General features: G+C 47.6%; 23 protein-coding genes and 1 pseudogene. 19 read left to right on the top strand and 5 right to left on the bottom strand.

Going from position 1 to position 25,755, the window contains the following annotated elements; all coding sequences use genetic code 11:
* The first annotated feature begins 30 nt into the window (after window positions 1-30).
* From JCM23214_RS13875 to JCM23214_RS22675, 4 genes are read left to right on the top strand one after another with little or no spacing between them, the layout of a single operon-like run.
* A complete protein-coding gene (locus JCM23214_RS13875; RefSeq protein ID WP_025899468.1) occupies window positions 31-996 on the top strand; it encodes an MlaD family protein in 966 nt (321 codons plus the stop codon).
* Between the two features lies 1 nt (window position 997).
* Window positions 998-1,621 (top strand): PqiC family protein, encoded by a 624-nt coding sequence (locus JCM23214_RS22670; RefSeq protein ID WP_025899469.1) that lies wholly within the window; start codon window positions 998-1,000, stop codon window positions 1,619-1,621.
* A gap of 20 nt (window positions 1,622-1,641) precedes the next feature.
* A complete protein-coding gene (locus JCM23214_RS20955; RefSeq protein ID WP_148301898.1) occupies window positions 1,642-2,793 on the top strand; it encodes a sulfatase-like hydrolase/transferase in 1,152 nt (383 codons plus the stop codon).
* Window positions 2,772-3,197: a sulfatase/phosphatase domain-containing protein gene (locus tag JCM23214_RS22675; RefSeq protein WP_084264834.1), complete on the top strand. Its 426-nt coding sequence runs from the start codon at window positions 2,772-2,774 to the stop codon at window positions 3,195-3,197. Before JCM23214_RS20955 ends, JCM23214_RS22675 begins: the two co-directional genes overlap by 22 nt.
* On the opposite strand, the gene JCM23214_RS13890 is transcribed toward JCM23214_RS22675, so the two are convergent.
* Together JCM23214_RS13890 and JCM23214_RS13895 are read right to left on the bottom strand one after the other, a co-directional pair.
* The gene (locus JCM23214_RS13890; protein WP_025899470.1) at window positions 3,194-4,162 is read right to left on the bottom strand and encodes a 2-hydroxyacid dehydrogenase; all 969 of its coding nucleotides are present in this window, start codon (window positions 4,160-4,162) and stop codon (window positions 3,194-3,196) included. The two genes, JCM23214_RS22675 and JCM23214_RS13890, sit on opposite strands and share 4 nt — an antisense overlap.
* Window positions 4,159-5,085, bottom strand: a complete 927-nt coding sequence (locus JCM23214_RS13895) for an alpha/beta hydrolase (protein ID WP_025899471.1) — start codon at window positions 5,083-5,085, stop codon at window positions 4,159-4,161. The genes JCM23214_RS13890 and JCM23214_RS13895 overlap by 4 nt, the downstream gene beginning before the upstream one ends.
* A gap of 89 nt (window positions 5,086-5,174) precedes the next feature.
* Between JCM23214_RS13895 and JCM23214_RS13900 the strand changes: the two genes are divergently transcribed.
* From JCM23214_RS13900 to JCM23214_RS22690, 9 genes are all read left to right on the top strand, one after another.
* Window positions 5,175-5,645, top strand: a complete 471-nt coding sequence (locus JCM23214_RS13900; RefSeq protein ID WP_025899472.1) for a MaoC family dehydratase — start codon at window positions 5,175-5,177, stop codon at window positions 5,643-5,645.
* A gap of 24 nt (window positions 5,646-5,669) precedes the next feature.
* Window positions 5,670-6,587 carry an SDR family NAD(P)-dependent oxidoreductase gene (locus tag JCM23214_RS13905; protein WP_025899473.1) on the top strand — a complete coding sequence of 306 codons (918 nt, stop codon included), beginning with the start codon at window positions 5,670-5,672 and terminating at the stop codon, window positions 6,585-6,587.
* Between the two features lie 130 nt (window positions 6,588-6,717).
* Window positions 6,718-7,338 carry a TetR/AcrR family transcriptional regulator gene (locus JCM23214_RS13910; RefSeq protein WP_025899474.1) on the top strand — a complete coding sequence of 207 codons (621 nt, stop codon included), beginning with the start codon at window positions 6,718-6,720 and terminating at the stop codon, window positions 7,336-7,338.
* Between the two features lie 109 nt (window positions 7,339-7,447).
* The gene (locus tag JCM23214_RS22680) at window positions 7,448-9,688 is read left to right on the top strand and encodes a sensor histidine kinase (protein WP_025899475.1); all 2,241 of its coding nucleotides are present in this window, start codon (window positions 7,448-7,450) and stop codon (window positions 9,686-9,688) included.
* Window positions 9,689-9,877: 189 nt separating this feature from the next.
* Entirely contained in the window at window positions 9,878-11,245 is a 1,368-nt protein-coding gene (locus JCM23214_RS13920; RefSeq protein WP_025899476.1) for a glutamine synthetase family protein, read from the top strand.
* Between the two features lie 35 nt (window positions 11,246-11,280).
* Window positions 11,281-12,774: a MocR-like pyridoxine biosynthesis transcription factor PdxR gene (gene pdxR, locus JCM23214_RS13925; protein ID WP_025899477.1), complete on the top strand. Its 1,494-nt coding sequence runs from the start codon at window positions 11,281-11,283 to the stop codon at window positions 12,772-12,774.
* Between the two features lie 102 nt (window positions 12,775-12,876).
* Window positions 12,877-13,731, top strand: a complete 855-nt coding sequence (locus JCM23214_RS13930) for a TauD/TfdA dioxygenase family protein (RefSeq protein ID WP_037493612.1) — start codon at window positions 12,877-12,879, stop codon at window positions 13,729-13,731.
* 21 nt (window positions 13,732-13,752) lie between these two features.
* Window positions 13,753-14,322, top strand: a complete 570-nt coding sequence (locus JCM23214_RS22685) for a glutamine amidotransferase-related protein (protein WP_148301899.1) — start codon at window positions 13,753-13,755, stop codon at window positions 14,320-14,322.
* Entirely contained in the window at window positions 14,319-14,609 is a 291-nt protein-coding gene (locus JCM23214_RS22690; RefSeq protein WP_051548184.1) for a hypothetical protein, read from the top strand. Before JCM23214_RS22685 ends, JCM23214_RS22690 begins: the two co-directional genes overlap by 4 nt.
* Here JCM23214_RS22690 and JCM23214_RS13940 read toward each other — a convergent pair.
* A complete protein-coding gene (locus JCM23214_RS13940; RefSeq protein ID WP_037493614.1) occupies window positions 14,606-15,364 on the bottom strand; it encodes a DeoR/GlpR family DNA-binding transcription regulator in 759 nt (252 codons plus the stop codon). The two genes, JCM23214_RS22690 and JCM23214_RS13940, sit on opposite strands and share 4 nt — an antisense overlap.
* 254 nt (window positions 15,365-15,618) lie before the next feature.
* Here JCM23214_RS13940 and JCM23214_RS13945 point away from each other — a divergent pair, with 254 nt between their 5' ends.
* A complete protein-coding gene (locus JCM23214_RS13945) occupies window positions 15,619-17,010 on the top strand; it encodes an aldehyde dehydrogenase family protein (protein WP_025899480.1) in 1,392 nt (463 codons plus the stop codon).
* A 10-nt stretch (window positions 17,011-17,020) separates the two neighbouring features.
* Window positions 17,021-18,198: pseudogene (locus JCM23214_RS25615) on the top strand (iron-containing alcohol dehydrogenase).
* 48 nt (window positions 18,199-18,246) lie between these two features.
* Here the strand turns inward: JCM23214_RS25615 and JCM23214_RS13955 are convergent.
* Both JCM23214_RS13955 and JCM23214_RS13960 read right to left on the bottom strand, forming a co-directional pair.
* Window positions 18,247-19,110: an EamA family transporter gene (locus JCM23214_RS13955; protein WP_025899481.1), complete on the bottom strand. Its 864-nt coding sequence runs from the start codon at window positions 19,108-19,110 to the stop codon at window positions 18,247-18,249.
* A gap of 24 nt (window positions 19,111-19,134) precedes the next feature.
* Window positions 19,135-20,001, bottom strand: coding sequence for a LysR substrate-binding domain-containing protein (locus tag JCM23214_RS13960; RefSeq protein ID WP_025899482.1), 867 nt, complete (start codon window positions 19,999-20,001; stop codon window positions 19,135-19,137).
* Between the two features lie 346 nt (window positions 20,002-20,347).
* On the opposite strand from JCM23214_RS13960, the gene JCM23214_RS13965 reads away from it, so the two are divergent.
* From JCM23214_RS13965 to pbfA, 4 genes are all read left to right on the top strand, one after another.
* Window positions 20,348-21,376: a putative 2-aminoethylphosphonate ABC transporter substrate-binding protein gene (locus JCM23214_RS13965; RefSeq protein WP_025899483.1), complete on the top strand. Its 1,029-nt coding sequence runs from the start codon at window positions 20,348-20,350 to the stop codon at window positions 21,374-21,376.
* A 107-nt stretch (window positions 21,377-21,483) separates the two neighbouring features.
* Window positions 21,484-22,593 carry a putative 2-aminoethylphosphonate ABC transporter ATP-binding protein gene (locus JCM23214_RS13970; protein WP_025899484.1) on the top strand — a complete coding sequence of 370 codons (1,110 nt, stop codon included), beginning with the start codon at window positions 21,484-21,486 and terminating at the stop codon, window positions 22,591-22,593.
* Window positions 22,590-24,293 (top strand): putative 2-aminoethylphosphonate ABC transporter permease subunit, encoded by a 1,704-nt coding sequence (locus JCM23214_RS13975; RefSeq protein WP_025899485.1) that lies wholly within the window; start codon window positions 22,590-22,592, stop codon window positions 24,291-24,293. The genes JCM23214_RS13970 and JCM23214_RS13975 overlap by 4 nt, the downstream gene beginning before the upstream one ends.
* Window positions 24,293-25,705: a (R)-1-hydroxy-2-aminoethylphosphonate ammonia-lyase gene (gene pbfA / locus JCM23214_RS13980; protein ID WP_025899486.1), complete on the top strand. Its 1,413-nt coding sequence runs from the start codon at window positions 24,293-24,295 to the stop codon at window positions 25,703-25,705. The genes JCM23214_RS13975 and pbfA overlap by 1 nt, the downstream gene beginning before the upstream one ends.
* Window positions 25,706-25,755: the final 50 nt, after the last annotated feature.

Here is a 25,755-nt window from a genome sequence, read left to right on the forward strand (position 1 = left end):
TGAAGTGGGCGCTGATAGCTGCAAGCGCTCTTGTCTGGGGCAATCGAATTTTTGCCGCCAGTTTATGTGACCAACTCACCCCGTGCGGGCGAAGGACATGAATTCAAACTCTTTTCCAGTCGACAGCAGATGCTGGATTCCAGCTATACTGAGCGTAAGCGGTATGTACTGTATTTTAAAGGGTCAGTTAGTGGTTTGACCGTTGGCTCCGCGGTAGAGTTCAAGGGCATCAAAATCGGGACAGTTCAAAATATTACGCTGGAGATCCATGAAGACAGTGGTGATTATTACATTCCGGTAGTGATAGATATCGAACCTCAACGTCTGAAGGTACACCGCCGAAGTGATGCGCTACTCAAGACCCGAATTGGTGAAGCCCTTCGCAACAAGGCAATTGGCGCATTGGTTAAAAAGGGGCTGCGTGCGCGGCTTAAATCAACAAACTTTCTCACAGGTCAGCTGATTGTTGATCTTGACCTTTTTCCGGAAAAGGAAGGCAATTATGTAGATGTACAAACATCTCTTGAACAACTTCCGACTCTGCCAACCGAGCTTGAGGAAATCACAACTTCATTGAGCCGGCTGGTTGAGAAAATTGAGGGGCTTCCCATCGAAACCCTTACAAATTCAATGGTTGCAACAGCCAAAGGGTTGGAAGCCATATTTGCAAGTGGCGAACTTTCCTCCGCCATATCGGAGGTTAAAAATGTCGCGGTCTCTGTTGGGAATGTTGTAAATAGCGTTGATCGAACCACAATTCCGCGGATAAATGAGGCCGTAATAGAGGGGCGTAATGCTTTACGGCGGGTGGATGACAGCTTGCGATCTGCAACCCATTTATTCGAAACGGCCAACGCGACGATTGCCGACGGGTCCCCTCTGAAATATGATCTGTCGGTCATGCTGCGTGAACTCGCTGCGGCGAGCCGTTCTGTTCGGAATTTGGCCGAATTTTTAGAGCGAAATCCAAATGCACTGATTAGCGGAAAGAAATAGCATGAAGAATTTTCAGGCGATGACATTTGTGCGGTGGTTGATCATGATTGGCCTGTTGCCTCTGCTGATCGCGTGCGAGGGGATCGTGGGTCCTTCAACGCCCACAGAATTCTACCGTTTGACCGCAGTTGACCTCTCAGCGCATGCTAAAGGCGCAGTGGACGGCACTGACCGGTTTATCGGGATTGGTCCCGTGTCCATTCCGGGATATGCGGATCGCCCGCAGATTGTCACCGCTGAGAAGGACGGCCGCCTGCTGGTGGACGATCTTCATCATTGGGCGGAGCCTGTTCAGGAAAATATAGAGCGGGTTTTGGTGGCCGATTTCGCATCATTAATGCGTTCAAGTCAGGTTTTTCGCTATCCGACAAATTTCACACCACCCGCGGGCAGTCTTCAGATTGAAATCGTGATCGGCGAGATGCTGAAAATGCCGGATGGCAAAATTCATCTCGAAGCGAGCTGGACCGTGAAAAATCTGGTTGATAATCGGCTTTTGCTGCGTAATTCAATAAAATATGTTAGTAGCGATAGCGCTTCAAATTACACTCAGTATTCTGTGATTTTGAGCGGATTACTTGGGCAACTTTCCATTGATATTCTGAAAACCCTCCCAAGGGGTTGATCAGCAACGGCGGAGCAAACATGCAAGCACCAGATGGGCATAGCAACATGAATGTATTGTTTATCACGATTGATCAGTGGCGATATGACTGGTTGGGTGCAAATGGCAGCGATTTCGTTGAAACTCCCAATCTGGATCGATTGGCAGCTTTAGGCACAGTGTTCCAAAATCACTATACCTGCTCTGCACCGTGCGGCCCCTCCCGTGCAACCTTGCATACAGGGCTTTACCCAAGTAATCACCGCGCGATCAGCAACGGATCACCTTTAAGCGTGTCCTTTACAAATCTGGCGAAAGAAGCGCGCAAAGGCGGGTATGAGCCGACATTGTTTGGCTATACGGATATTACGGCGGATCCCCGGCAAAAGCATCCCAACGATCCTGATTTGAAAACATACGAAGGGGTTCTCGATGGGTATTTTGTGGGCGCGCGTCTGAACGAAGCCAGCAAACCCTGGCTCGCTGATCTGATGTCCAAAGGTTATGATGTTCGCCAAGCGGGTTACGAAATTTATAATCCGGACCCAGATTTCACTCTGCCAGCGGATCGGCACATAACTTATGCACCAGCTCGTTTTAGCGCAGCAGATAGCGAGACGGCCTGGCTCACCAACCGGGCGATTGACTTTGTAAACAGCCAGTTTGGCGATCCGTTTTTTTGCCATGTCAGCTACTTGCGGCCTCATCCTCCTTTTATTGCGACCCCTGAATATCATGACATGTATGACCCGGCACATATGCCTGAACCGATTGATTTTGGTGATCCGACCTCGCTGGAGGGAAAGCATCCGCTACTTGGTTTCGCACTCGGACATATTGAGCAATCCACATTTTTTATGACCGGAGACGGGCTCGCTCGCGATCTGGATTTGCAGGCCGTCCGGCAGATACGTGCGACTTACTCAGCGCTGGTCAGTGAAGTGGATGCAAATGTGGGGCGGCTTTTGGATGCTCTTGAGCAGAGAGGGCAGTTGGATAATACCCTGATTGTGGTCACTGCTGATCATGGGGAGCAACTTGGTGATCATCACCTGTTTGGTAAACTTGGATTTTATGATCAAAGTTTTCACATCCCTCTGATTATCAAGCACCTACTCAGACGGGGCAGAAGCCGGGCGTGGTCACTGCATTTACTGAGTCTGTCGATATCATGCCAACGATCCTGCAGGTGATGGGACAGGATATTCCCTTGCAATGTGATGGTGCATCCCTATTGCCTTGGCTCAAAGGGGATACACCATCCAAATGGCGTGACGCTGTATACTGGCTGTTTGATTTCAGGGACATAGAGCTGGCTATCCCTGAAAAGGCGCTTGGGCTCGCCCATGATGAATGCAGTTTGCTTGTCTGCCGGGATGACAGTTTCAAATATGTCCATTGTGTGAACCTGCCCCCCTTGTTGTTTGACCTGCGCAATGATCCTGAAGAGTTGCATAATCTGGCTGAAGAGCCTGATTATCAGGCTGTCCTTCTGGATTATGCGCAGAAAATGCTATCCTGGCGGATGAAAAATGAATTCGGCGCGCTGGATCATTACAAAGTCACAAGTAACGGAAAGATGGTCCTAGCCCGTTAAATAGAAATGGGATTGGGCAGGGGCTTGCCGCTGAAAAAAGCATCAAGATTATCACAGCATTTAAACCCCATCGCATCACGTGTCTCAAAGGTTGCACTGCCGATATGCGGCAGTAAAAATACGTTATCGAGCTCTAGATAGCGTGGATCAAGATTTGGCTCATTTTCAAAAACATCCAGACCAGCCGCTGCCACTTTGCCAGATTTAAGCGCGTCTATCAGCGCTGAATCATCGACAACAGGGCCGCGTGCGGTATTCACAATAACCGCATTGTCTGGAAGCAGGTTTATACGCGCCTCATCAATCAGATGATGTGTTTCTGGTGTGAGGGGACAATTTATGGATAAAAATTGACAGTGTTTGAGCATCTGCTCAAGTGTTTCATGATAGGTGGCCTCTTCCAGGCCTTCGGCGGTTACAGGCCGCCTGTTATGATAATGAATATTCATGTCAAAGCCACGGGCACGGCGGGCAACAGCCTGTCCAATTCTGCCCATACCAAGAATACCCAAACTTTTTCCGCTCATATGGACGCCCAGAAACTCTGTCGACGACCAGCGACCCCATTTCCCGTCTCTGAGTGTCTTGGCGGCGGACGTTGCCTGCCGCGCTGCCCCCAGCATACATAAGAGGGCAATGTCTGCTGTTGCGTCTGTGAGCACATCAGGGGTATTACCGAGCAATATGCCTTTTTCACGGGCTGCTTGAGCATCCAGATGGTCATATCCCACTGAAAAAGTTGTGATCAGTCCAATGCTCTCTGGCAACTTTGAAATCAGCTTTGCGTCAAAAATATTGGTTGGATCGCACATAATCGCGCTAACATCGCTGGCAAGTGACAGGATTTCATCCGCTGCCATGTGGTGATCGTCTTCATTCCTGATGATTTCAAAGCTGTCCTGCAAGCGTTTCATGACTGCAGGTGGGAATTGCCGCGTAACCAGAACCTTATGCTGCTTTGTCATGATCTTACCCCTTCCTCTGGCGAACCGATGACCTGTCGAACCATTTGGGCGGGTGCCGATGTGGGATCAGCGAAGGCAGACATGATGGTGAAATGATTATAGGGGTTCATGTTGATCGGGCTAAGCGATATGGGTTCCCATTTACGGTAAAGGCTTTCGCTTTGCTTTGCATATTCTGGTCCTTCTTCACTTCCGACAATTATCTGCATTTGGCCGTTGGCGGGAGCGTCCAGATATGCAGGACTGAGCTCACTTACATCCTCATTTGATAAATGCAAATCGTCCTGCAAAAAGCAGTTTGAAATCGGTTCGAGATCATAAAGACCACTGATCCCTGTTGCTGATTGCAATATTTGATCGGGTAAATCTGCTGCAAATTGGCTCCAGTCGGTCGCAAGGCACATGGCGCTGATATGCCCTCCTGCAGAATGTCCAAAGCAGTGAATATTTGCGTTATCCAGTCCCAAGCGCTCCGATTGTCTGTACAAGAAAGCGATGGATTCCCTGCATTGACGTATCAATTCAGGCATTTGAATTGTGGGAATCAGTTCATAATCGACGACAGCTGTTGCTATTCCATAGTCGGCGAAGGAACGTGCAACAAAATAAAACAGCTCCCTGTCCAGTGCTTTCCAGTATCCCCCATGGAAAAAGACCTGCACCGGCAGGCTTTCGGTGACACCCTCAAGTGGGAATATCAGATCAAGTTTCTGGCCGGACTTTTGATCATAGGTTAGCACCTTTACATTGGGAATTTCACTGCGTGCGGTTGCGCTGAGTGCCCGCCATTCCCCCACGTAATTCTTGAAATTTTTCACTTTTGCCTGATTGTTGTATTCTCGGTCAAGATATTCCCTATCGGACATATGCTGCATTTGCCTCCCTGTATTGACGCGGGCGAGTGTAACTTCTTTGTCAGTCAAGAAAACTGTTTTTTGCTCTTTTTCTGACACTGGAAACTGTCTATCTTGCTAGTTGAATAAAAATAACAAGCAAAACCGAAGGGGAGACCATGACTGGTACAATTTCCAAAGAAGAGTTTCTGGCATCTGCAGGCACAGAATATGGACCTGGCGAATGGATGAAAATAGATCAGGACCGTATAAATAAATTCGCTGAGGCAACTGGAGACTTCCAGTTTATTCATGTGGATCCGGAAGCCGCAAAAAAAACGCCGTTTGGAACTACAATCGCGCATGGCTTTTTAAGCCTGAGCCTGCTGGCACATTTGGCGCCACAAATTACACCCAAGCCGGAAAATGTGGCGATGGGTGTGAACTATGGACTGAATAAACTGAGATTTCTAAACCCTGTGAAAGTGGATCAGGAAGTCCGCGTAAAAAGCAAGGTGCTGGAAGTTGTTGAAAAACGCCCCGGGCAAATTCTTGTGACATCCGAAGTCACCCTTGAAATCAAAGGTGAAAAAGCTCCGGCGTTGATTGCTGAATGGCTTGGAATGACATTTTTGGCGGAAGCCGCATAATATTTTTTAAATACAGGAGTAACTATGACTATCCGTTTTGATGGCCGTGTGGCCATTGTTACTGGCGCTGGAAATGGTCTCGGTCGATGTCATGCGATAGAACTGGCAGCCCGCGGCGCAAAAGTGGTGGTAAATGATCTTGGTGGATCCCGCGATGGTAGTGGGGCATCCAGTGATGCAGCGAAAGCAGTTGTGGCTGAAATTGAAAAAGCTGGCGGTGAAGCGATCGCAAATGGCGCGGATGTTACCAACTTCGCTCAGGTGCAGGCTATGGTTGACGAGGCCAAAGCCAAATGGGGAAGCGTCGACATTCTTGTCAATAATGCAGGCGTATTGCGTGACAGGTCATTCAATAACGTTGATTTACCTGATTTCAGCTTTGTCGTGGATGTCCATTTAATGGGTGCTGTAAACTGCACTAAAGCGGTATGGCCTTTAATGCGGGAGCAGAATTACGGTCGCATCGTGATGACAACCTCTTCAAGTGGACTTTATGGCAATTTTGGCCAGACCAACTATGGGGCTGCCAAAATGGGCGTCATCGGGTTGATGAATACGCTTGTTCTTGAGGGGGGTAAATATGGCATTCGGGTAAATGCCCTGTCCCCTTGCGCGGCGACACGTATGACCGAAGATCTCATGCCTGAAAACCTTCTGGAACTTCTAAAGCCAGAATCTGTGACACCAGCTTTGTTGTATCTGGTATCTGAAAATGGTCCCAACCGGACAATTCTGACGGCTGGTGCAGGCACTTATGCTCGCTCAATCGTCTACGAGACAGGTGGTATGTGGCTTAGCGAAGAAGATCAGACGCCTGAGAAAATTGCGGAAAACTGGGAAGCTATTTCTGATCCGTCGACTCAGAAAGAATATACCAGCGGTAATGATCAGACGCAGAATATGCTGACCAAAGCTGCAGAAGGCCTTGGGATCAAGCTTTAGCACCCACTAGCGGTAAAATTGAAGTAGCTGAATTTGACTTCAATTTTACCGCCTCAATTAGCTGCGCCGCATTTAATGATCTGTTAATGAAGAAAAAATTCTTGTACACTCCTTGAAAAGGGGTGGGGAATTGGCAAGAAAAACAGGATCAAATGCGAAAGATACATTGCGCGCCCTGCAGTTGGCGGGATTGCAGCGACTGTATAAGCAGGGATATGCCGGTATGACCTTGCGTGAATTGGCAGCGGATGCTGGCATTCAGGCAGGTTCAATCTATAATCACTTTGCAAACAAGCAGGAACTTCTGTTTAGTGTTCTAAGCCTTGTTTTGAACGAGCTTCTCGAAGAATTACAGGATAAGTTGAAAGGGGCGGAGAATCCTACTGCCGCCTTAATGTCATTTGTTGAGTGCCACGTGATATTCCATAGCGATCGTCGGCGTGAAGTTCAGATCAGCACAAGTGAACTTAGAAGTCTCGAGCCTGAAAATTATCGTAAAATCGTAAAACTGCGGGATCGTTATGAAAACCAACTGCTATCCATTCTTGAATGGGGATACAAGGAAGGTGACTGGGGGTATCTGGATTTTCGAATTGCGACGAAAATGATCATTGGAATGATGACCAGTGTGGGGGTGTGGTATCGTCCGGATGGCCCGATCAAGCAGTCGCAAATTGTGGATATATACAAATCCATGGTTTCTGGGCTTTTGCAGAACGATACGGAATTGCTCAAACGAAAAGTGGTTTGATGGACTAACAACCACATCACCGTCGGTTTGGCTGAATTGCCTGGCAGATGTCTAGCCGCTTTAAGAGTGTTTAACTGGTTCAACTGTGATTAAATAGTTTGTTGGATTAATGCTGGAAGAAAACCTGCTTTTTGCACAGACCAAAGTGCGTAGCCGAATTCAGGAACTGGTGATACCACTGTTCATATTTGTTGTGGTGTCATTTGGGGTTCTTGTTTATGGCGTCTGGCAAAGTGCGCAAATTCAGAATGAAACAGAAATCAGAAATTCTGAAAAATTTTTTGCAGCCGTTATTCGTGAACAGCGAAAAGAGATGCGCAGCAATGTTTTCGACGTCACTTACTGGGATGCGGCGGTCGAAAATCTGGTTATCAATCTGAACCCTGGCTGGGCCGATGATAATGTAGGGTCATATCTGGTTGACCTTTATGAACTGAGTGCAAGCTATGTTCTTGACACTGAAAACCAGACTATTTTCTCCGCAGTTGCCGGGGATGGGCATGGGGCCGACTTGCTTGAGGAATTCCCAAATATAAGGCCTGCACTTGATTCAATCAGGGCTGATTTTGTTGAAGGGGATCGCGAAAAAGTTCAATCATTCTTTCTTAAAAAGAATGACGGTATTCTTTACCTCATTGCCGCAGCTGTGTTGCAATCTGATAATGTAAGCCTTGATCGCGATGTGGGCAGGATTGCGACTGACAAGCGGTTTCTAATTGTCCTGACCCGGAAAATGGACGAGGCATACTTTATTGAACTGGCTTCGCAATATTCGTTTCCAAAAATCAGCCTCTTAGATAATCCTGATGCAATCGATGAAAAAGTGGCTCGCTATCAGTTTCCGAATTTTATTGAGCAAGATAAATCTGCTTGGGCGGTCTGGCATCCAAAATTTTCATCGACAGACTTGGTCTTAAATGTTGTCAAAAGCCTCTCCATAATTTTTGTGTGTCTTTTTGTTTTGATGGTGTTCATCGGCTTGCGGGCGCTGCGGATGAAACGGCTGATTGATCAAGGCATAAACGACTATTTGAAAGAAAAGAAAATTCTTCAGCAGTATGAAAAGGCGATCAGAGATTTGGGGCAGGGCCCAACCCTCTTTGATCTGGAAACTGAAGAAGCATTTGCAAAAATTGCCAAATACGCCACCAGTACATTGCGGGTTTCGGAAATTGGTCTTTGGGAATTTAACGAAGAAACACGCTATATGCAGAATGTGGCCTGTTTCGAAAAAACCGAAATTTCGACCAAAGTAGGTGTTTCCTTTGATCTGGATGCCTACCCGGAACTGGACGAGATTTTTGATCAGGGTTTCCCCTATCATTGCGAAAATATCCAAACGGAAGAAATCCTGCAAAATGTCGCCAAACTCTGGTTCGACCTAAACGTATCGACGGCTTTACTGATCATTCCCGTTAGGCGGTATGGAACCGCAAGGGGCTTCGTGCATTTTGCAGTAATTAATGAAGAGTATCGCTGGAGCGAAGAAAAAATAAGATTTGCAAGCAGTCTTGTTGATTTTGTCTCTTTGAATTTTGATATTCAGGATCAAAAGAAAATCGAAACGCAATTGCGAATTGCCAAAAATGTAGCCGAACAGGCCAATGTATCGAAAACGCAGTTTCTCTCAAATATGAGCCATGAATTGCGAACGCCATTGAACGCAATTATTGGATTTTCGGATCTCATTCGACAGGGGATTTTTGGGCCACTTGGGGCGCCGCAATATCAGGAATATGTGGATGACATTAACACCAGTGCCCGCCATTTACTGGGGTTGATCAATGAGATTCTCGAAATAGCCAAGACGGAATCGGGGAATTATCGAATTCAGCCGCGCGAACTGCACTTGCAATCTGAGGTGGATACCTGTCTCAAATTACTTGAAGGACGGTTTAAGGACAAAGCATATACGCTCGATGTTGAAATCTCCGATGAACTGAAAATTGTGACTGTGGATGCGAGCGCCTTTCGTAAAATCCTTCTGAACCTGTTAACAAATGCGGTCAAGTTTACAGTAGGCGATTCAAAAATATCTCTGTCCATCACCGACGTGGATGATCATTTTGAAATTGTGGTAGCCGATAACGGAATTGGGATATCTGAATCTGATCAGAAAACCATATTTGACCCCTTTAAGCAGGCTGATAACACATTGAGCAAACGGTTTGAAGGAACAGGGCTTGGGCTGTCCATTACCAAGGCACTGGTTGAGCTGCATGGTGGGGAAATCTCGTTGCAAAGTACCCTCGGTGTAGGAACTACAGTACGAGTGCTTTTGCCGCGCTTAACTGACCCTCTGGATGAGGAGGAAGCTATTGCCGCGCAGACCCAAAAGACGATCCTTTAAAGTGGTAGCTACAACAGTTTTTCCAAATATTTGGCCGCATTTGCTATTTTTTGTGGGGATTTGTGAATTCAATGCGTGGATCAGGTTCGAAATTTCCGCATTTTAAACTGTTCTCTTGAGCTTTTCCCATAAACAGCTACTCTAGCAAAAAATTTTTCCAATAAATGATATTTCAACAGGTAGAGAATAATGGAAGCCAGAGATGTTAAAACTGTCGAAGACGCAAAAAAAATAGTCGAGGAGCGGGGCCTTGAATATGTAAAAGTTGGTATTTTTGACGTTGATGGTGTCATGCGGGGAAAATATCTGAGCAAGGCAAAATTCTTCAGTATCCTGGACAAGGGATTTGGTTTTTGTGACGTTGTGTTGGGTTGGGACGTTAATGACCAGCTATATGATCAGGAAAGCTACACAGGCTGGAAAACAGGATATCCTGATGCCAAGGTGACTGTTGTTGTAAATAGTTGCCGTGATTTACCCATGGAAGACAACATGTTGCTGTTTCTGCTTGAGTTTGGAGATCGGGCAGAAAGCGTGTGTCCACGCGGCACTCTGAAGCGGGTGATCGCGAAAGCCAAAGATATGGGATATTTGCCAACCGCCGCCTGCGAGTATGAATTTTTCCTCTTTAACGAAACACCGAAATCGGCACGGGAGAAAAATTACAAGGATCTTGAGAATTTTACGCCCGGTTTTTTTGGATATTCAATGCTGCGGGCTTCGACGGAGTCTGAATTTTATGAGCAGCTGCTCGAATTATGTTTGCTTATGGATATGCCTGTTGAAGGTTTGCATACGGAAACCGGGCCCGGCGTTCTGGAAGCAGCTATTGCATATGACGATGCGCTTAGCGCAGCAGACAAGGGGGCTTTGTTCAAGACGTTTACGAAAGTCCTCGCTCAGAAGAATGATATGATGGCGACCTTTATGGCGAAATGGTCCCCTGATTATCCCGGGCAAAGCGGACATATTCACATGTCTTTGCAATCACAGGATGGTGGGAGCGTCTTTTATGAGGAAGGCAAACCCGATAACATGAGTGATGCCATGAGGCATTTTATTGGTGGCCAGCAAAAATTGATGCCCGAACTTCTGGCAATGGTCTCACCAACAATCAATAGTTATACACGTTTGATTCCGGGCTTTTGGGCCCCGACTGAAGCGAGTTGGGGGGTCGAAAATCGGACCTGTGCACTTCGTGCTATTCCCGGCGATGCAAAATCTCAGCGCGTGGAATATCGCATAGCGGCGGCTGATATGAACTCTTACCTCGCGATTGCTGCTGCACTCGGATCTGGACTTTGGGGAATTGAAAATAAGGTCGAGCCTACCGAAGGAATCGTAGGAAGCGCTTATGATCGTGAATTTCCTGAGGAATTGGCGCTGCCTCGTACATTGGGAGAGGCTGCCGAGCGTCTTCGGAAATCTGAAGCAGCACGGGAAATTTTTGGGGATGCCTTTGTCGATCACTACGCGATTACGCGCGACTGGGAAGAGAGAGAGTTTCGCAAAGCAATTACTGACTGGGAAATGCAACGCTACTTCGAAATCATCTGAGGGTAAAATGGGCGTTGCGATGAAGGTGTGTTTGAATGTTCATACCCATTGATCGCAATGCCCCCGTCAGCCTGCAGGAACAGCTTCGCACCCATTTTGTGGCAGCGATTGTAACGGGCAAGCTTGCCAGCGGCACGGCCTTGCCATCCAGTCGGGAAATTGCCCGTAAAAACGGGCTCTCGCGAACTACGGTTGTTCTCGTCTATGAAAAGCTGGTCGAAGATGGCTTTCTGATTGCCAAAGATCGATCAGGCTATTTTGTTGCGGATGATTTTCAGGCTCCGCCCAAGGAAAATAAAACCAGCTCATTGAGGGGCTCCGGTGGTCTTGATAGCGTTGCCGCAGGGGAAGCCGTTGATTGGTCTGCGCGCTTTGCTTTGACCCCTTCGACGCAACGAAACATCACCAAGCCCTACGATTGGCAGGCATATCAATACCCCTTTGTTTATGGGCAACCCGACCCTTCTCTTTTTCCGCTTGCAGCCTGGCGAGAATGCTCCCGCCAGGCCATGAGTGAACTTTCCATGCGCAGTTGGGCCAACGATGCCATATCGCAAGATGACCCGGCACTGGTGGAGCAGATTAAGAGCAAATTACTGCCACGGCGCGGAATTTTCGCAGATGATAGCGAGATCCTGATTACGGCCGGCGCACAGAATGCCTTGTTTTTATTGGCCTATTTGCTGTTTGGGAAAAAGACATGTGTGGCCGTTGAGGACCCCGGTTATCCGGATGCTCGAAATATCTTTGCACTTCACGGAGCCCATCTGAAGGCATTGAAGCTGGATCAGGAAGGGGCGATAATAGGCGCTGATTGCCGCGACTGTGATTATTTGTTTGTGACCCCCAGTTGCCAGTCGCCAACCAATGTCGTGATGAGCGCGGAGCGTCAGAAGAAACTTCTGGAATTTGCCAACTCCAAGGATCGTATCATTATCGAAGATGATTTCGAATGTGATTTCAATGGTTTGGATGGCCAGTCACCAGCACTTAAAGCGCAGGATAATGGCGGTCGTGTGATCTATCTTGGCAGCCTTTCAAAATCCATGTTTCCCGGTTTAAGGCTTGGATATATTGTCGCCAGTCCCACTTTGATTTCGGAATTGCGCTCCCTAAGACGGCTTATGTTGCGCCATGTCCCCAGCAATAACCAGCGGACAACTTCGCTGTTTATCGCCCTTGGCTATCATGAGAGCTATTTGCGGAAATTAAGTCGTATTTATTCAGAGCGGGCGGAGGTGATGTCGGATTGTATCGATACAATTTTTGCGAAAATGGATACAATGTCAAATTGTATCAATACAAGTGTCTGGTTGCAGGGGCCGGCAAAACTCGATGCGGACCAGCTGGCAATAAAAGCGCGTGACCAAGGCTTGCTGATCGAGCCGGGAAGCCCTCATTTTATGAAACCAGAAAAGAACCGGAATTTCATGCGACTGGGTTTTTCTTCAATCGCCACCGACCAAATCAGGCCAGGGCTTGAATTATTGGCCCGGTTAATGGAAGAACAACTTTCTGGTATTAATTAATATTCAAAATTGGACCTAATGAAATTTCGGGTCTTGTATTACCTGTTTTAACAGGCTTTTTGCCAGAAATTTTGTCCGGATTTGCCGTAGCGAGGAAAAATAATGACATATTCAACCATCGAAGTTGAGCCAATGGCAAGCGCACTGGGCGCCTATATCCATGGTGTTGATTTCTCAAAACCACTCTCAGACGAACAGTTTCAGGATGTTCATGACGCGCTTGTTGATAATTCGGTTATCTTCTTTCGCGATCAGGATTTATCTCCTGAAAATCAACTGGATGTTGCCCGGCGTTTTGGGACGCCAGAAGTGCATCCAATTGTTGAAGGTTCCAACGATCATCCGGAGTTGATTGAGGTGTTAAAACCTGCCGGCGAGGGAGCCTCCTTTGGTACCGGCTGGCATACGGATAATACGTTTTTTGAAAAGCCCAGCATGATCACCATGCTTTACGGTATCGAAACCCCGCCCGTTGGGGGAGACACCATGTGGGCAAGCATGGAAAAGGCCTATGATCATTTGTCCGACGGAATGAAGGAGTTGCTGGATGGACTGGTTGCGGTGCATTCCGCGAAAGTCGCTTTTGATCCGCGTACAACCGCAGAAAAATATGAAGGGAAGCATTCCCTTAAATACAAGTATTCGGATGCTGTGACAGCGGAAGTTGAACATCCCCTGATCAGAACTCACGACGTATCGGGGCGAAAATCCATTTTTGTCAATCCGATGTTCACGATCCGCATTAAGGGGATGACGGAAAAAGAAAGCGCCCCAATCCTGCAATATCTCTATGATTTTTCAACGCAGCCAGAATTCGCCTGTCGTTTCAGATGGGAAGATCGCTCAATCGCGATGTGGGATAATCGTTGCACGCAACATTATGCAATGAATGACTATGTTCAATATAAACGTTTGATGCGCCGGGTGACCATTGGTGGCGACAAGCGCCCATCTTGATTTAGGGGCTGAAAGTCGCACATGAGTAGTCATTCTTATAAGATACTGGTCCTTGATGGATACCCTAAGGACCACAGGAAGTTGCTGGCAGATCATCAAGGAACGCTGGCTGGGGAACTTTACGCCAAACGTCTGAAAGCGGTAAGCAGTAAATGTGAGCCGACGGTTTTATACCCTGCGGATGAGGATTGTGAATTACCCGGCGGTGTAGCGCTTGCCGATGTGGATGGAATTGTCTGGACCGGGTCCAGTCTGACCATCCATGATGATAAAGACCCACAGGTGCAGCGTCAGATTGCCTTTGCCCAAGCAGCTTATGAGGCACAAGTTCCCATGTTTGGCAGTTGCTGGGCCGCACAAATGGCTGTAACTGCTGCCGGTGGTCGATGCGCGCCGAGCCCGCGCGGGCGAGAGTTCGGTGTTGCGCGTAAGATTGCACTGAATGACGCCGGTCGAGGACATCCGATGTATGCGGGCAAGCGATCCGTGTTTGATGGATTCACAAGTCATCAGGATGAAATAACGCATGTTCGCCTGGTGCCGTTGTACTGGCTTCCAATAATTTTTCCGCAGTACAGGCCGTCGATGTGACCTTCAGAGGAGGGAGCTTTTGGGCCGTTCAGTATCATCCTGAGTATGATTTGCACGAAATTGCAAGCCTGTGCCGCTGGCGTAAAGAGGGGCTAACGGCGCAGGGAAATTTTGCCTCTGTCGCCGAGGCAGAAGTCTTTATTGACAGGTTGCAGGACCTTCATAGTGATCCCGGGCGAAGTGACCTGCGCTGGCAGTTGGGTATCGATGACGATGTTCTCAATTCCGATATCCGCCATCTGGAAGTTAGAAACTGGCTTGAGCGCAAAGTGTTTGCAACACTTTAGGGTGCAACAAAAATTCGGTTGCTGCCGATAGACTCAACAAGGTCTGCTGGCGGCATCTGATCGGTTACAAGTTTATCAACGGAAGTAAAGTCTGCGACCCTTACTGTGCCTGATTTGTTGAATTTTGTGTGATCAGCGACGACAATAATCTGTTCCGCTTGAGGCAGAATTGCGCGTTTGAATTCTGCTTCTGCCAAGTCAAAATCCAAGTAGCCTTGTTGTGCATGGACAGAACCCATGGATAGGATCGCTTTATGTGTAGTGAACTGCCTTGCAAATTCGATAGCAGTTGGGCCATAGGCTGCGCTGTCGTCTGAACGGATTTCGCCGCCAGCCATAAAAACACGGTTGTTGTTACGCGAGCAGAGCTCGCGTGCGACTTCGGTGGAGTTCGTGACAATTGTGAGGTTTCTGTGAGTAATCAGTTCTTTAGCAATATAGCATGACGTACTGCCATTATCGATTAACAGGGTCTCTCCATCTTTTATGAAGCTGGTTGTCAGCTTGGCAATGCGTTGTTTTTCTTCACGTTGTTCCTGCAGCCGGCTCAGAAAAGGGGGTTCGGCCGAATTATGAGGGAGCATCACCCCACCATGTATTTTTTCGACCGCGCCAGTGGAAGCCATATGCCGAATATCGCGGCGGATGGTTTCATCTGAGACATCAAGTTGCTCCGCAAGTTCAATAACACTGCAAGACTTGCGAACCTGCAGTACTTTCATGATTTCCTGTTGTCTTTTGGATTGCTTGATCATGTAATGCAGACTCACTTACGGTTAAAATATCCACAACGCTAGCATAGGTTGAGGATACTGCAAACCAGTTTGTGGGAATCCAAAATTTATTGCCCTGATTTGTTGGAAATGTGAAGGATATTTTGTGATGTATGACCTTTGTTTCAAATGGCATGAAAAATGTGTTGAGATTGCAGGCTTAAAATGACTAAAGTGCCGCGCAGGATCGAAATGATTTAAAACTTTTCCCTCAAATTTGTAAGTGGATTTGCCTAATGTCAGACAGTTTGAAATGTTTTACGCCAGTTGACGGAAGCCTGTATCTTGAAAGGCCCTACATGTCGCCTGACGTAATTCCCGAGCTTGTTGAGAAAGCTCGCACCGCGCAGGCTCAATGGAAGTTAAAACCCATTTCCGAGAGGGCGGAAATTCTGACTAAATGCGTTGAGAATTTTGTGTCCCGACAAGATCAGATCAGTGAGGAACTGGCATGGCAGATGGGGCGTCCAATCCGCTATGGTGCAGGAGAAGTTGGCGGCTTCAAAGAGCGGGCAACTTACATGATTGAAGTCGCTGAAAAGGCACTTGCAGACGTTCAGGTGGGTGAGAAGGAAGGTTTTACACGTTATATCAAGCGTGAACCTTTGGGTGTGGTCTTTACGATCGCTCCGTGGAATTTTCCATATATGACTGCAGTAAATTCCATTGTTCCTGCATTAATGGCAGGTAACGCTGTGATACTGAAGCATGCAACGCAGACCCATTTGTGCGGAGAGACAATGCAAAGCGCATTCGTTGAGGCAGGCCTTCCTGAAGATTTGTTTCAGCTTGTCGTTGCAACACATCAGTTTGCCGCAGATCTGATAAAATCAGGTGGGGTTAATTTTGTTGCATTTACCGGATCCGTTCCGGGTGGCGCTGCGATCGAAGAAGCTGCGAAAGGTCAGTTTATTGGCGTTGGTCTGGAGCTTGGCGGTAAGGATCCCGCTTATGTGAGGGCGGATGCGGATCCACAGTTTGCTGCGGAAAACCTTGTTGATGGGGCTATGTTCAATTCTGGGCAGTCCTGCTGCGGGATCGAGCGCATATATGTGCATGAAGATGTATATGATGCTTTCGTTGAAGGTGTCGTAAATACAGTCAATGGCTACAAGCTTGGCTCCCCCCTTGATCAGGAAACAACACTTGGACCCTGCGTGAATGCCAAAGCAGCGGATTTCGTTCGGGGACAGATTAAAGATGCGGTAGCGGCAGGTGCTCGGGCGCTTATCGACCCATCCAATTTCCCAATGGATAAAGAGGGAACCCCATATCTTGCCCCGCAGGTCCTTGTCGATGTTGATCACAGCATGCGGGTGATGACCGAAGAGAGTTTTGGTCCTGTTGTCGGTATCATGAAGGTTGGCTCAGACGAAGAGGCTATTGAATTGATGAATGACAGCGAGTTTGGTTTGACCGCGTCTGTCTGGACAAATGACGAAGCGAAAGCCATTGAGATCGGAGATCAGATTAATACCGGCACATGGTTTATGAACCGGTGTGATTATCTTGATCCTGCGCTGGCATGGACAGGGGTTAAAAATTCCGGTAGAGGCTGCACGTTGTCGAGTGTTGGGTATGAAAGCCTGACCCGCCCAAAATCCTATCATCTGCGTCATTCTGTATAAGGAAGTATATATGTCTATTACTGTTGAACAGCTTTCAGGAAACTGGAACTATCCCACTTCTGTTCGTTTCGGTGTTGGCCGGGCGAAGGAAATTGGCGCAGCCTGTGCAGAGCTGGGAATGAAAAACCCGCTTCTGGTAACTGACCCGGGACTGGCGGCCTTACCAATGATTGCAAACGCGGTTAAATCCTGCGAAAGCGCCGGTTTGGGATGTGCTGTCTTTAGCAACGTGAAGCCAAATCCGGTAGGCGAGAATGTGGAAGAAGGAGTTTCTGTATATCACGAAGGCAAGCATGACGGTGTGATCGCCTTTGGTGGTGGATCAGGACTGGATGCAGCAAAAGCAATTGCGCTGATGGTTGGGCAGAGTGGCTCTGTGTTTGACTTTGAAGATGTGGGCGACAACTGGACACGTGTAAAGCCAGAAGGGGTTGCGCCAGTGGTTGCTGTTCCGACTACGTCTGGTACTGGATCTGAAGTTGGCCGTGCATCAGTGATTACAGATGCGACAAATCATGTGAAGAAAATCATTTTCCATCCAAAAATGCTGCCAGGAATAGTTATCGCTGATCCGGAGCTGACTGTTGGGTTGCCACCACATATTACAGCGGCAACAGGAATGGATGCGCTGTCTCATAATCTGGAAGCTTATTGCTCTCCCTTTTATCATCCAATGGCTGAAGCATTGCCGTAGAAGGGATTCGCCTTGTGAAGGAATATCTTCCAGCAGCGACAAAGACAGGAGATGATCTGGTTGCAAGAAGTCAGATGATGGTCGCATCAACCATGGGGGCAACAGCCTTTCAACGGGGGCTTGGCGGTATGCACGCATTGGCTCACCCGTTGGGTGCCTTGTATGACGCGCATCACGGCTTGCTAAACGCGATTCTGATGCCCTATGTGCTGATCAGGAATAAAGAAGCTATTGAGGATCGCATTGCGCGACTTGCAGCCTATATGGGTCTTGCAGATCCCAATTTTTATGGTTTTTTGAGCTGGGTTCTGGATATTCGCAATGAGTTGAATATTCCCAATGACCTGGGCGCACTGAATATTGATGATCAAAAAGCTGAACTGATTGGCAAGATGGCTGTTGAGGATCCATCATCAGGTGGAAATCCGATCCAGTTGACAGCTGAGGAATATACGGAGCTGTTCCTGAATGCGGTCAAAGGTGATCTTGGCTGATTGAAACGGTCAATTCGAAATATAAAGCCGGGCTTTGCCCGGCTTTTTTTATCCCAACAAGATAACCGTGATTATTCCGGCGCTTAGGATGAAGGATGCAAACAGACGCCTTAGGATAGCTCCTTCATTGAGGAAATATCCCCCTATAATGACGGATAAGGGGATGGATGCCTGCCGGACAGTGGTAACAATTGCCACATCTGCCCCCTGTTCATAGGCGAGCAGGATCAGGAAGTAGGAGCCATAAAGGCACACGGCAAGTTTCAGGTGTAGAACCGGAGTCCTGATGACACGCAGAAGTCCGCCATATGCAGGAAACGGGTAGCCGTTTCTGATATAGATCAAGGCCAGAAGCGGCCAAATGATGATCTGTACCCAAAAGAACAGTACAGGTGCCTCGATCGTCATCATTAATTGGGAATCAGAGAGGGAGTAGATGCCGGTGCCACACATGGCTAGTATCGCCAGAGCGAGAGTTCTGGTGTCGGAAAGCAGGTTTACACCGCGTCGGTAAAGAAGCAGAACGGCACCGATGATCACCAGTGCGATACCCAACAGAATTTCCCAGTCATAGACTTTTCCCAGAAACAGAAAACTGAAACAGACGATAAAGACAGGGGATGCTCTGATGATGGGGTAATAGGCAGAAAGATCTCCCCGTTTGAGGGTCGCAATAAGAGACAGACTGTAGAGGAGTTGACCTGCAACGGAAATTCCAACCAAAAGCCATTCATCAGGGGAAAGCCAGAAGTCTGCTCCTATCGCTATGCCATGCACCAAACCAACAAGTGCGACAATAAGAGCGAGGGTCAGAAACGCATTTTCCGGTTCGGGGTCTTTTTTGATGAGCAGGTTCCAAAGCGGATGAAGTGTCGCGGAACATAAAACCAGCAAAGTAATCGTGAGTGACAAGAAGCTGTCCTTTTGTGTCAGGGGTTAATTGTCTGCAATCGCGTTACATTCATAAAATGCACTGATTGTTTTCAGGTGCCGCTTTTCTTTGAGGCACACCAACGACTCCGTCATGGTGGCTTTGCAGTCACTTAATCTAAGGGATTTCAAACGGCTGTCATGGCCAAACTCGGGTTCACTGACAATGCCCACACCGATTTCAGCGGCAACGGCCTCTCGAACGGCCTCGCGTCCTTGCACTTCCATTACAATATTCATGGGAAGCCGTGCATTTGAAAATTCTTCCTCCGTGTGGTTGCGGGTGCGTGAGCCGGGCTCGCGCATGATCAGGGGGAACTTTGATAGTTCTTTAAGCGTTATGGAGTCGCGTTGCGCCAGTGGATGCGTGCGTGAGACAAATGCGACCAGCGGATCTTCACAGAGGGTGAGAGACGTGAAGCGGCTGTCTTTTTCCATGTCAGCCACAATTCCTAAATCATAGGAAAAATCGAGTAATCCCGAAATGATCTGTTCAGCGTTTCCAATATGCATGCTGACGGCCACCCCTTCGTAGGATTTCTTAAATTTTCCAATCAGGGGAATTACATGTAATGGGGAGTCCGCAGCGACACTCAGATGTCCTTTTGCGAGGGTTTGGTGGGCGGACAGCAGATCAATTGCCTGTGTTTCAAGTTGAAAGGATTTTTGCGTGATCGCAAAAAGCTGCTCTCCCAGCGGGGTCAGGCGGACGACGCGTTTGTGACGGTGAAATAAAAGAACGTTAAAGCGTTCTTCAAGTTTCTTGACCTGATCGGAAAGGGCGGGCTGCGTCAGGCCCAGACTGTCCGCCGCTTTTGAGAAGCCTCCATGCGTGGCTACCGCGTGAAAGGCGCGAAATTGAGAGTAATACATAATATTTTCTTATATATATGATAAAATAAAGAACTTGGATTTATATTATTTTGCAGGCTAAAGTGGGGTCAAGCACAATTGCTAATTTATGAAAATACGAAGCCCGATTTGTGAATATTTTGGGCGAAGTTGTGGGAAATAAGACAGTTTTGTGAAAATGTCTTTTATAATTCCAAAAAAATTCAATAAACTAGTAAGTGCGTTATGAAGATTTGGGAGGTCGTCATAAAAGCATAACAGAATGGGAGCATGAATTAAGCGAACCAAATAACAATCGTCTATTGAAAAAAGGCGGGCGCTATTCAGGCAGTTTATTCATAAATGTCAAACAGAAGGGGATGCAGCTATGAAATCCAAGACATTAAAATCAGTACTCGCAAGTGTTGTCGGCGTTATGCTGGGAACGGTTGCGACAGTATCCGTTGCAGAAGAATTGACCGTATATACCGCGGTTGAAGCGGAAGACCTTAAGAAGTATGCGAAAAACTTTAATGAGGATTACCCTGACATCAAAATAAACTGGGTTCGCGATTCAACTGGTATTATCACAGCAAAACTATTGGCAGAGAAAAACAATCCTCAGGCAGATGTTGTATGGGGACTGGCTGCGACAAGCCTGATGCTGCTCAAAGAAGAAGGTATGCTTGAGGGCTATTCGCCTGTTGGCGTTGAAAAGCTGGACAGCAAGTTTAGAGATGCAGACAACCCAACCACATGGACTGGTATGGATGCATGGGTGGCTTCCGTATGCTTTAACACGGTAGAGGCTGAAAAAGCCGGACTTCCTATGCCAACTTCATGGAAAGATTTGACCAAGCCTGTCTATAAAAATCAGGTCATCATGCCAAATCCAAACTCATCCGGAACCGGTTTCCTTGACGTTTCTTCGTGGTTGCAGCTCTTTGGTGAGGAAGAAGGCTGGAAATATATGGATGCATTGCATGAGAATATTGCCAGATATACTCACTCAGGCTCCAAGCCATGCAAGTTGGCCGCAGCCGGTGAAATTCCTATCGGTATTTCTTTTGCTTTCCGCGGTGCCAAGTCCAAAGCAAAAGGGGCTCCGCTTGAAATTATCGTACCATCCGAAGGTGTCGGTTGGGATATGGAAGCAACTGCAATCATCAAGGGTACGAAAAAACTCGAAGCGGCTAAAAAGCTCGTGGATTGGTCAGTTACCCGCAAGGCAAACGAAATGTATAACGAAGGCTATGCTGTGGTTGCATATCCTGGGGTTGCCAAGCCTGTAAAATATTTCCCTGAAAATATTGCAGATGCGATGATCGACAATGATTTTGGTTGGGCTGCGTCAAATCGCAAGCGTATCCTGGCTGAATGGCAAAAGCGTTACGATTCCAAGTCGGAAGCTAAATAAACAAACCTGAAAAGGTCGCTGGGGCCTTCGCTTGTCAGACTTGCGAAGGCCTTTTTCATTTATATGCGGTCTGTGACCGCAACGATTGTTGAGCAAGAGCTGGAATTATGAGTAAGGACGTTGCTGATCAGAAGCGCGAAGCCTATCTGCGGGTTCGTAATGTAACTAAAAAATTTGGCTCCTTCACTGCACTACGCGACATATCGCTGGATGTGTATGAAGGGGAATTTGTCTGTTTTCTAGGCCCCTCCGGTTGCGGGAAAACAACTCTTTTAAGGGCCATTGCCGGGTTGGATATCCAAACCCACGGGTCTGTGTTTCAAGGGGGGCGGGATATCTCTGGCCTGCCTGCATCGGAACGTGATTTTGGAATTGTGTTCCAGTCTTATGCGCTCTTTCCAAATTTGACCGTGAATGAAAATGTGGGCTATGGCCTTGTCAATATCCGCAGCTCTAAAGCGGAGATAGCCGCCAAGGTTGCAGAGCTTCTCGAGCTTGTGGGGTTGCCTGAGCAAGGAGACAAATATCCATCGCAACTTTCCGGTGGTCAGCAGCAACGCGTCGCTCTGGCACGGGCGCTGGCAATGTCGCCCGGACTTTTGTTACTTGATGAACCCCTTTCAGCACTTGATGCCAAGGTTCGTGTTCATCTGCGCCATGAAATGAAGGAGCTGCAGAGGCGCCTTGGGGTCACAACGGTCATGGTAACCCACGATCAGGAAGAAGCCCTCACCATGGCCGACCGCATTGTGGTCATGAAGGATGGCGTTATTGAGCAAGTGGGGACACCGGAAGAAATTTATCGCAATCCGGCGAGCGCTTTTGTTGCGGAATTTGTAGGTACCATGAATTTCCTTAATGCCAGCAAAGCCAACGATGAGCAAATCCTACTGGGTGAAAATCTGCTTAATCTGGATGAGGCCGAACGACAAAAATTGAATGGAAGCCCCATTCTGGCTTGCGTTCGCCCTGAAGATATTCAGGTTCGCAATATCGACGATGCTACAGAAAATGCCTTTATGACAACTGTGAAGGATCTGGAGTTTCTTGGCTCTTTTTGCAGGGCAACGTTGTGCTACGGTGACGAAGGATCGAATATCAACGCAGATTTTTCCATTAATCTTGTTCGTGATCGCAACATAATACCCGGCGCCAAAATTCGAGTGGCGATCCCGGCAAACAGTCTTCATATTTTTCCAGCGGATACAGCGAAATGACGGATCAGGGATTTTCTGTAACGCCGCCTGTCGTTAAAGCAAGGCTGAGCCGCGATGACTGGGTCATGCGTGCGTTTATTGTGGGAATTGGATTATGGCTGGTTGTTACGTTATTGCTGCCGCTTTATGCCATGTTGTCCAAAAGTGTGCAAAGCAAGGATGGAACCTTTACAGGGCTTGCAAATTATATTGAATATTTTTCAACCCCTGCATTGTTCAATTCAATTAACAACAGCTTCTTCATCGCGATTACCTCCACCATAATAACAATTTCACTGGCATCCGTATTTGCCTTTGTTCTGGCGCGATCCAGCATTCCCTTTAAAGGGTTTTTCAAAGGAGCAGCGCTGCTGCCACTGCTCGCCCCATCCTTGTTGCCAGGCATTTCATTTGTGTATCTCTTCGGCCGTCAGGGCGTGTTGAAGGATCTACTTGGGGACGCAAGTATTTACGGGCCTATCGGGATAATCATGGGGGAGGTTTTTTATACCTTTCCGCATGCATTGATGATTCTGATTGCAGCATTTTCCATTGCAGACGCTCGCCTGTATGAGGCTGCTCAGGTTTTACGTACTGGCCGAATTCGAACTTTTTTCACGGTTACGCTGCCCGGCATCAAATATGGTTTGATCAGTGCAATTTTCGTTGTTTTTACGCTGGTGATCACAGATTTTGGTATCCCCAAGGTTATTGGCGGTCAGTATAACGTTCTGGCAACGGACATATACAAGCAGGTTATTGGTCAGCAGAATTTTGAAATGGGCGCTGTTGTCAGTGTTGTTTTGCTTATACCTGCTGTTGTTGCTTTCGCGGTCGACCGATTTGTTCAGCGCAAGCAAGTGGCCATGCTGACGGCGAGGGCGGTACCCTATGAGCCCAAGCCGCATTTCTGGCTCGATAGTGTCTTTTTTATCTATTGTGTCGTTATCAGCGCTATGATTATCGGCATTATTGGGATGGCAGGGTATGCATCCTTTGTCACTTTCTGGCCTTATAACCTCGAGCTTTCACTGAACAATTATAATTTTGATGTCATGGATGGCGGTGGTTGGGCGTCCTTTTACAATTCTTTGAAAATGGCGACTTATACTGCCATTTTCGGGACGATAATCATCTTTACCGGCGCCTATATGGTGGAAAAAGCCAAGGGATTTAAAGCGATCAGAGGCGTTATCCAGTTTCTGTGCATGATCCCAATGGCGGTTCCGGGCATGGTGTTGGGTCTTGCCTATATCTTTTTCTTTAACCATCCAGATAATCCGTTGGGGTTCATTTACGGAACCATGCCCATTCTGGTAATCGTGACCATTGCTCATTTTTATACGGTGAGTCATTTAACATCCATGACTGCATTGAAGCAGATGGATCCGGAATTTGAAACTGTATCTGCGTCTCTTAAAGTTCCGTTTTTCCGAACATTTCTGAAGGTGACGGTTCCCGTTTGTTTGCCAGCAATTCTGGATATTTCCATTTATCTGTTTGTAAATGCCATGACGACTGTGTCTGCGGTTATTTTCCTCTATTCCACCGATACGTCACTGGCATCAATAGCGGCGCTTAATATGGATGATGCTGGTGATGTGGCACCCGCTGCTGCGATGTGTATGGTGATTGTAGCAACTTCGGCAACGGTCCGTTTAATCCATGCGCTGCTTTCAAGGGGGCTTCAGTTGAAAACCCAAGCGTGGAGAAAACGGTGATGTCTGGTGGTGCAGCTTCCAATCAAACACCTCATCAATCGGAAGGGGATGTTAATTTTTCCAAGCGGAGACAAGACTGGGCGGCAACAAATATTGATGCTGAAAGCAACGCGCTACTAGCCCGAGATGCGAAAGCTTTCCTGCATCAATCTGTGTCTACACCTTGTCTTAATACCATTTCAAAAGCTGAAGGCGCCTATATTTACGATGGTCAGGGGCGTCGGTATTTGGATTTTCATGGGAACAATGTTCATCATATCGGTTATGGGCATCCAAAACTGAAAGAAGCGATTAACCGTCAGATGAACGAGTTGCCGTTCGCGCCGCGTCGTTTTACCTGTGAACCCGCGGTGGCGTTGGCCGAGAAACTCGGGGAAATATCCCCCGGCGATTTATCGAAAGTTCTGTTTGCAACCGGCGGATCCGACGCCATAGAAATGGCGCTTAAAGTGGCACGTGCGAAAACGGGGCGTTTCAAGACAGTCTCTTTTTGGGATGCATTTCATGGTGCCGGCTTTGGAGCATCCAGCGTTGGAGGAGAGCAGCTTTTTCGGGGCCAAGCCATAGGGCCGTTACTTCCGGGGAGCGAACATGTTGCACCCTTCGCCTGTTATAGATGTCCGTATGGATATGACGTTGACAAGAATGGTGCGCCTGACCAGAGCGTCTGCAAGACCACCTGCGCGAATATGATCCGTTATGTTTTGGAAAAGGAGGGAAATGTGGCCGCGGTGATCGCAGAGCCCGCACGCGCAGTTCCCTATACCCCACCATCTGGATTTTGGAAGATGGTTCGAGAAGCATGCAATGACGCTGGAGCGTTGTTGATTTTCGATGAAATCCCGACAGGACTTGGAAAAACCGGCAAGATGTTTGCCTGCGATCATGACGAGGTAGTGCCGGATATTCTGGTGATGGGGAAAGCTTTGGGCGGGGGAATTCTTCCGATCGCGGCGATGTTATGCAGACCAGAACTTGATGTTCTGGGCGATTACGCCATCGGTCATTACACGCATGAGAAAAATCCGGTTACCACACAGGCTGCGCTTACAACGATTGAGATTATTGACGAGGAAAAGCTCGTAGAAAATGCTGAAAAAGTAGGGACTTACGCGATTAACCGTATGAAAGACATTAAGAATAGATTTTCTATGGTTGGCGATGTAAGAGGTCGTGGTTTCCTGTTGGGAATGGAGCTTGTGACAGATCAGGAAACAAAGGAACCAGCATCCGATGCGGCGGAGGAAATCCTGTATCATGCTTTTGACAAGGGGCTGAGTTTCAAAACTACTATGGGGAATGTATTGACCTTCACGCCGCCTCTTATCACCACAATTGAGCAATTGGATTTTGCTTTAGACGTGATTGAAGAGGGGCTCAAACACGTACAAAGCAGGTCGAAAAATATATAAGTTAAAGTGATTAATTTGATCGAAAATAGCAATTTGACTTATCGATGGTA

The organism is Sneathiella glossodoripedis JCM 23214, assembly GCF_000616095.1.
Taxonomy (GTDB): domain Bacteria; phylum Pseudomonadota; class Alphaproteobacteria; order Sneathiellales; family Sneathiellaceae; genus Sneathiella; species Sneathiella glossodoripedis.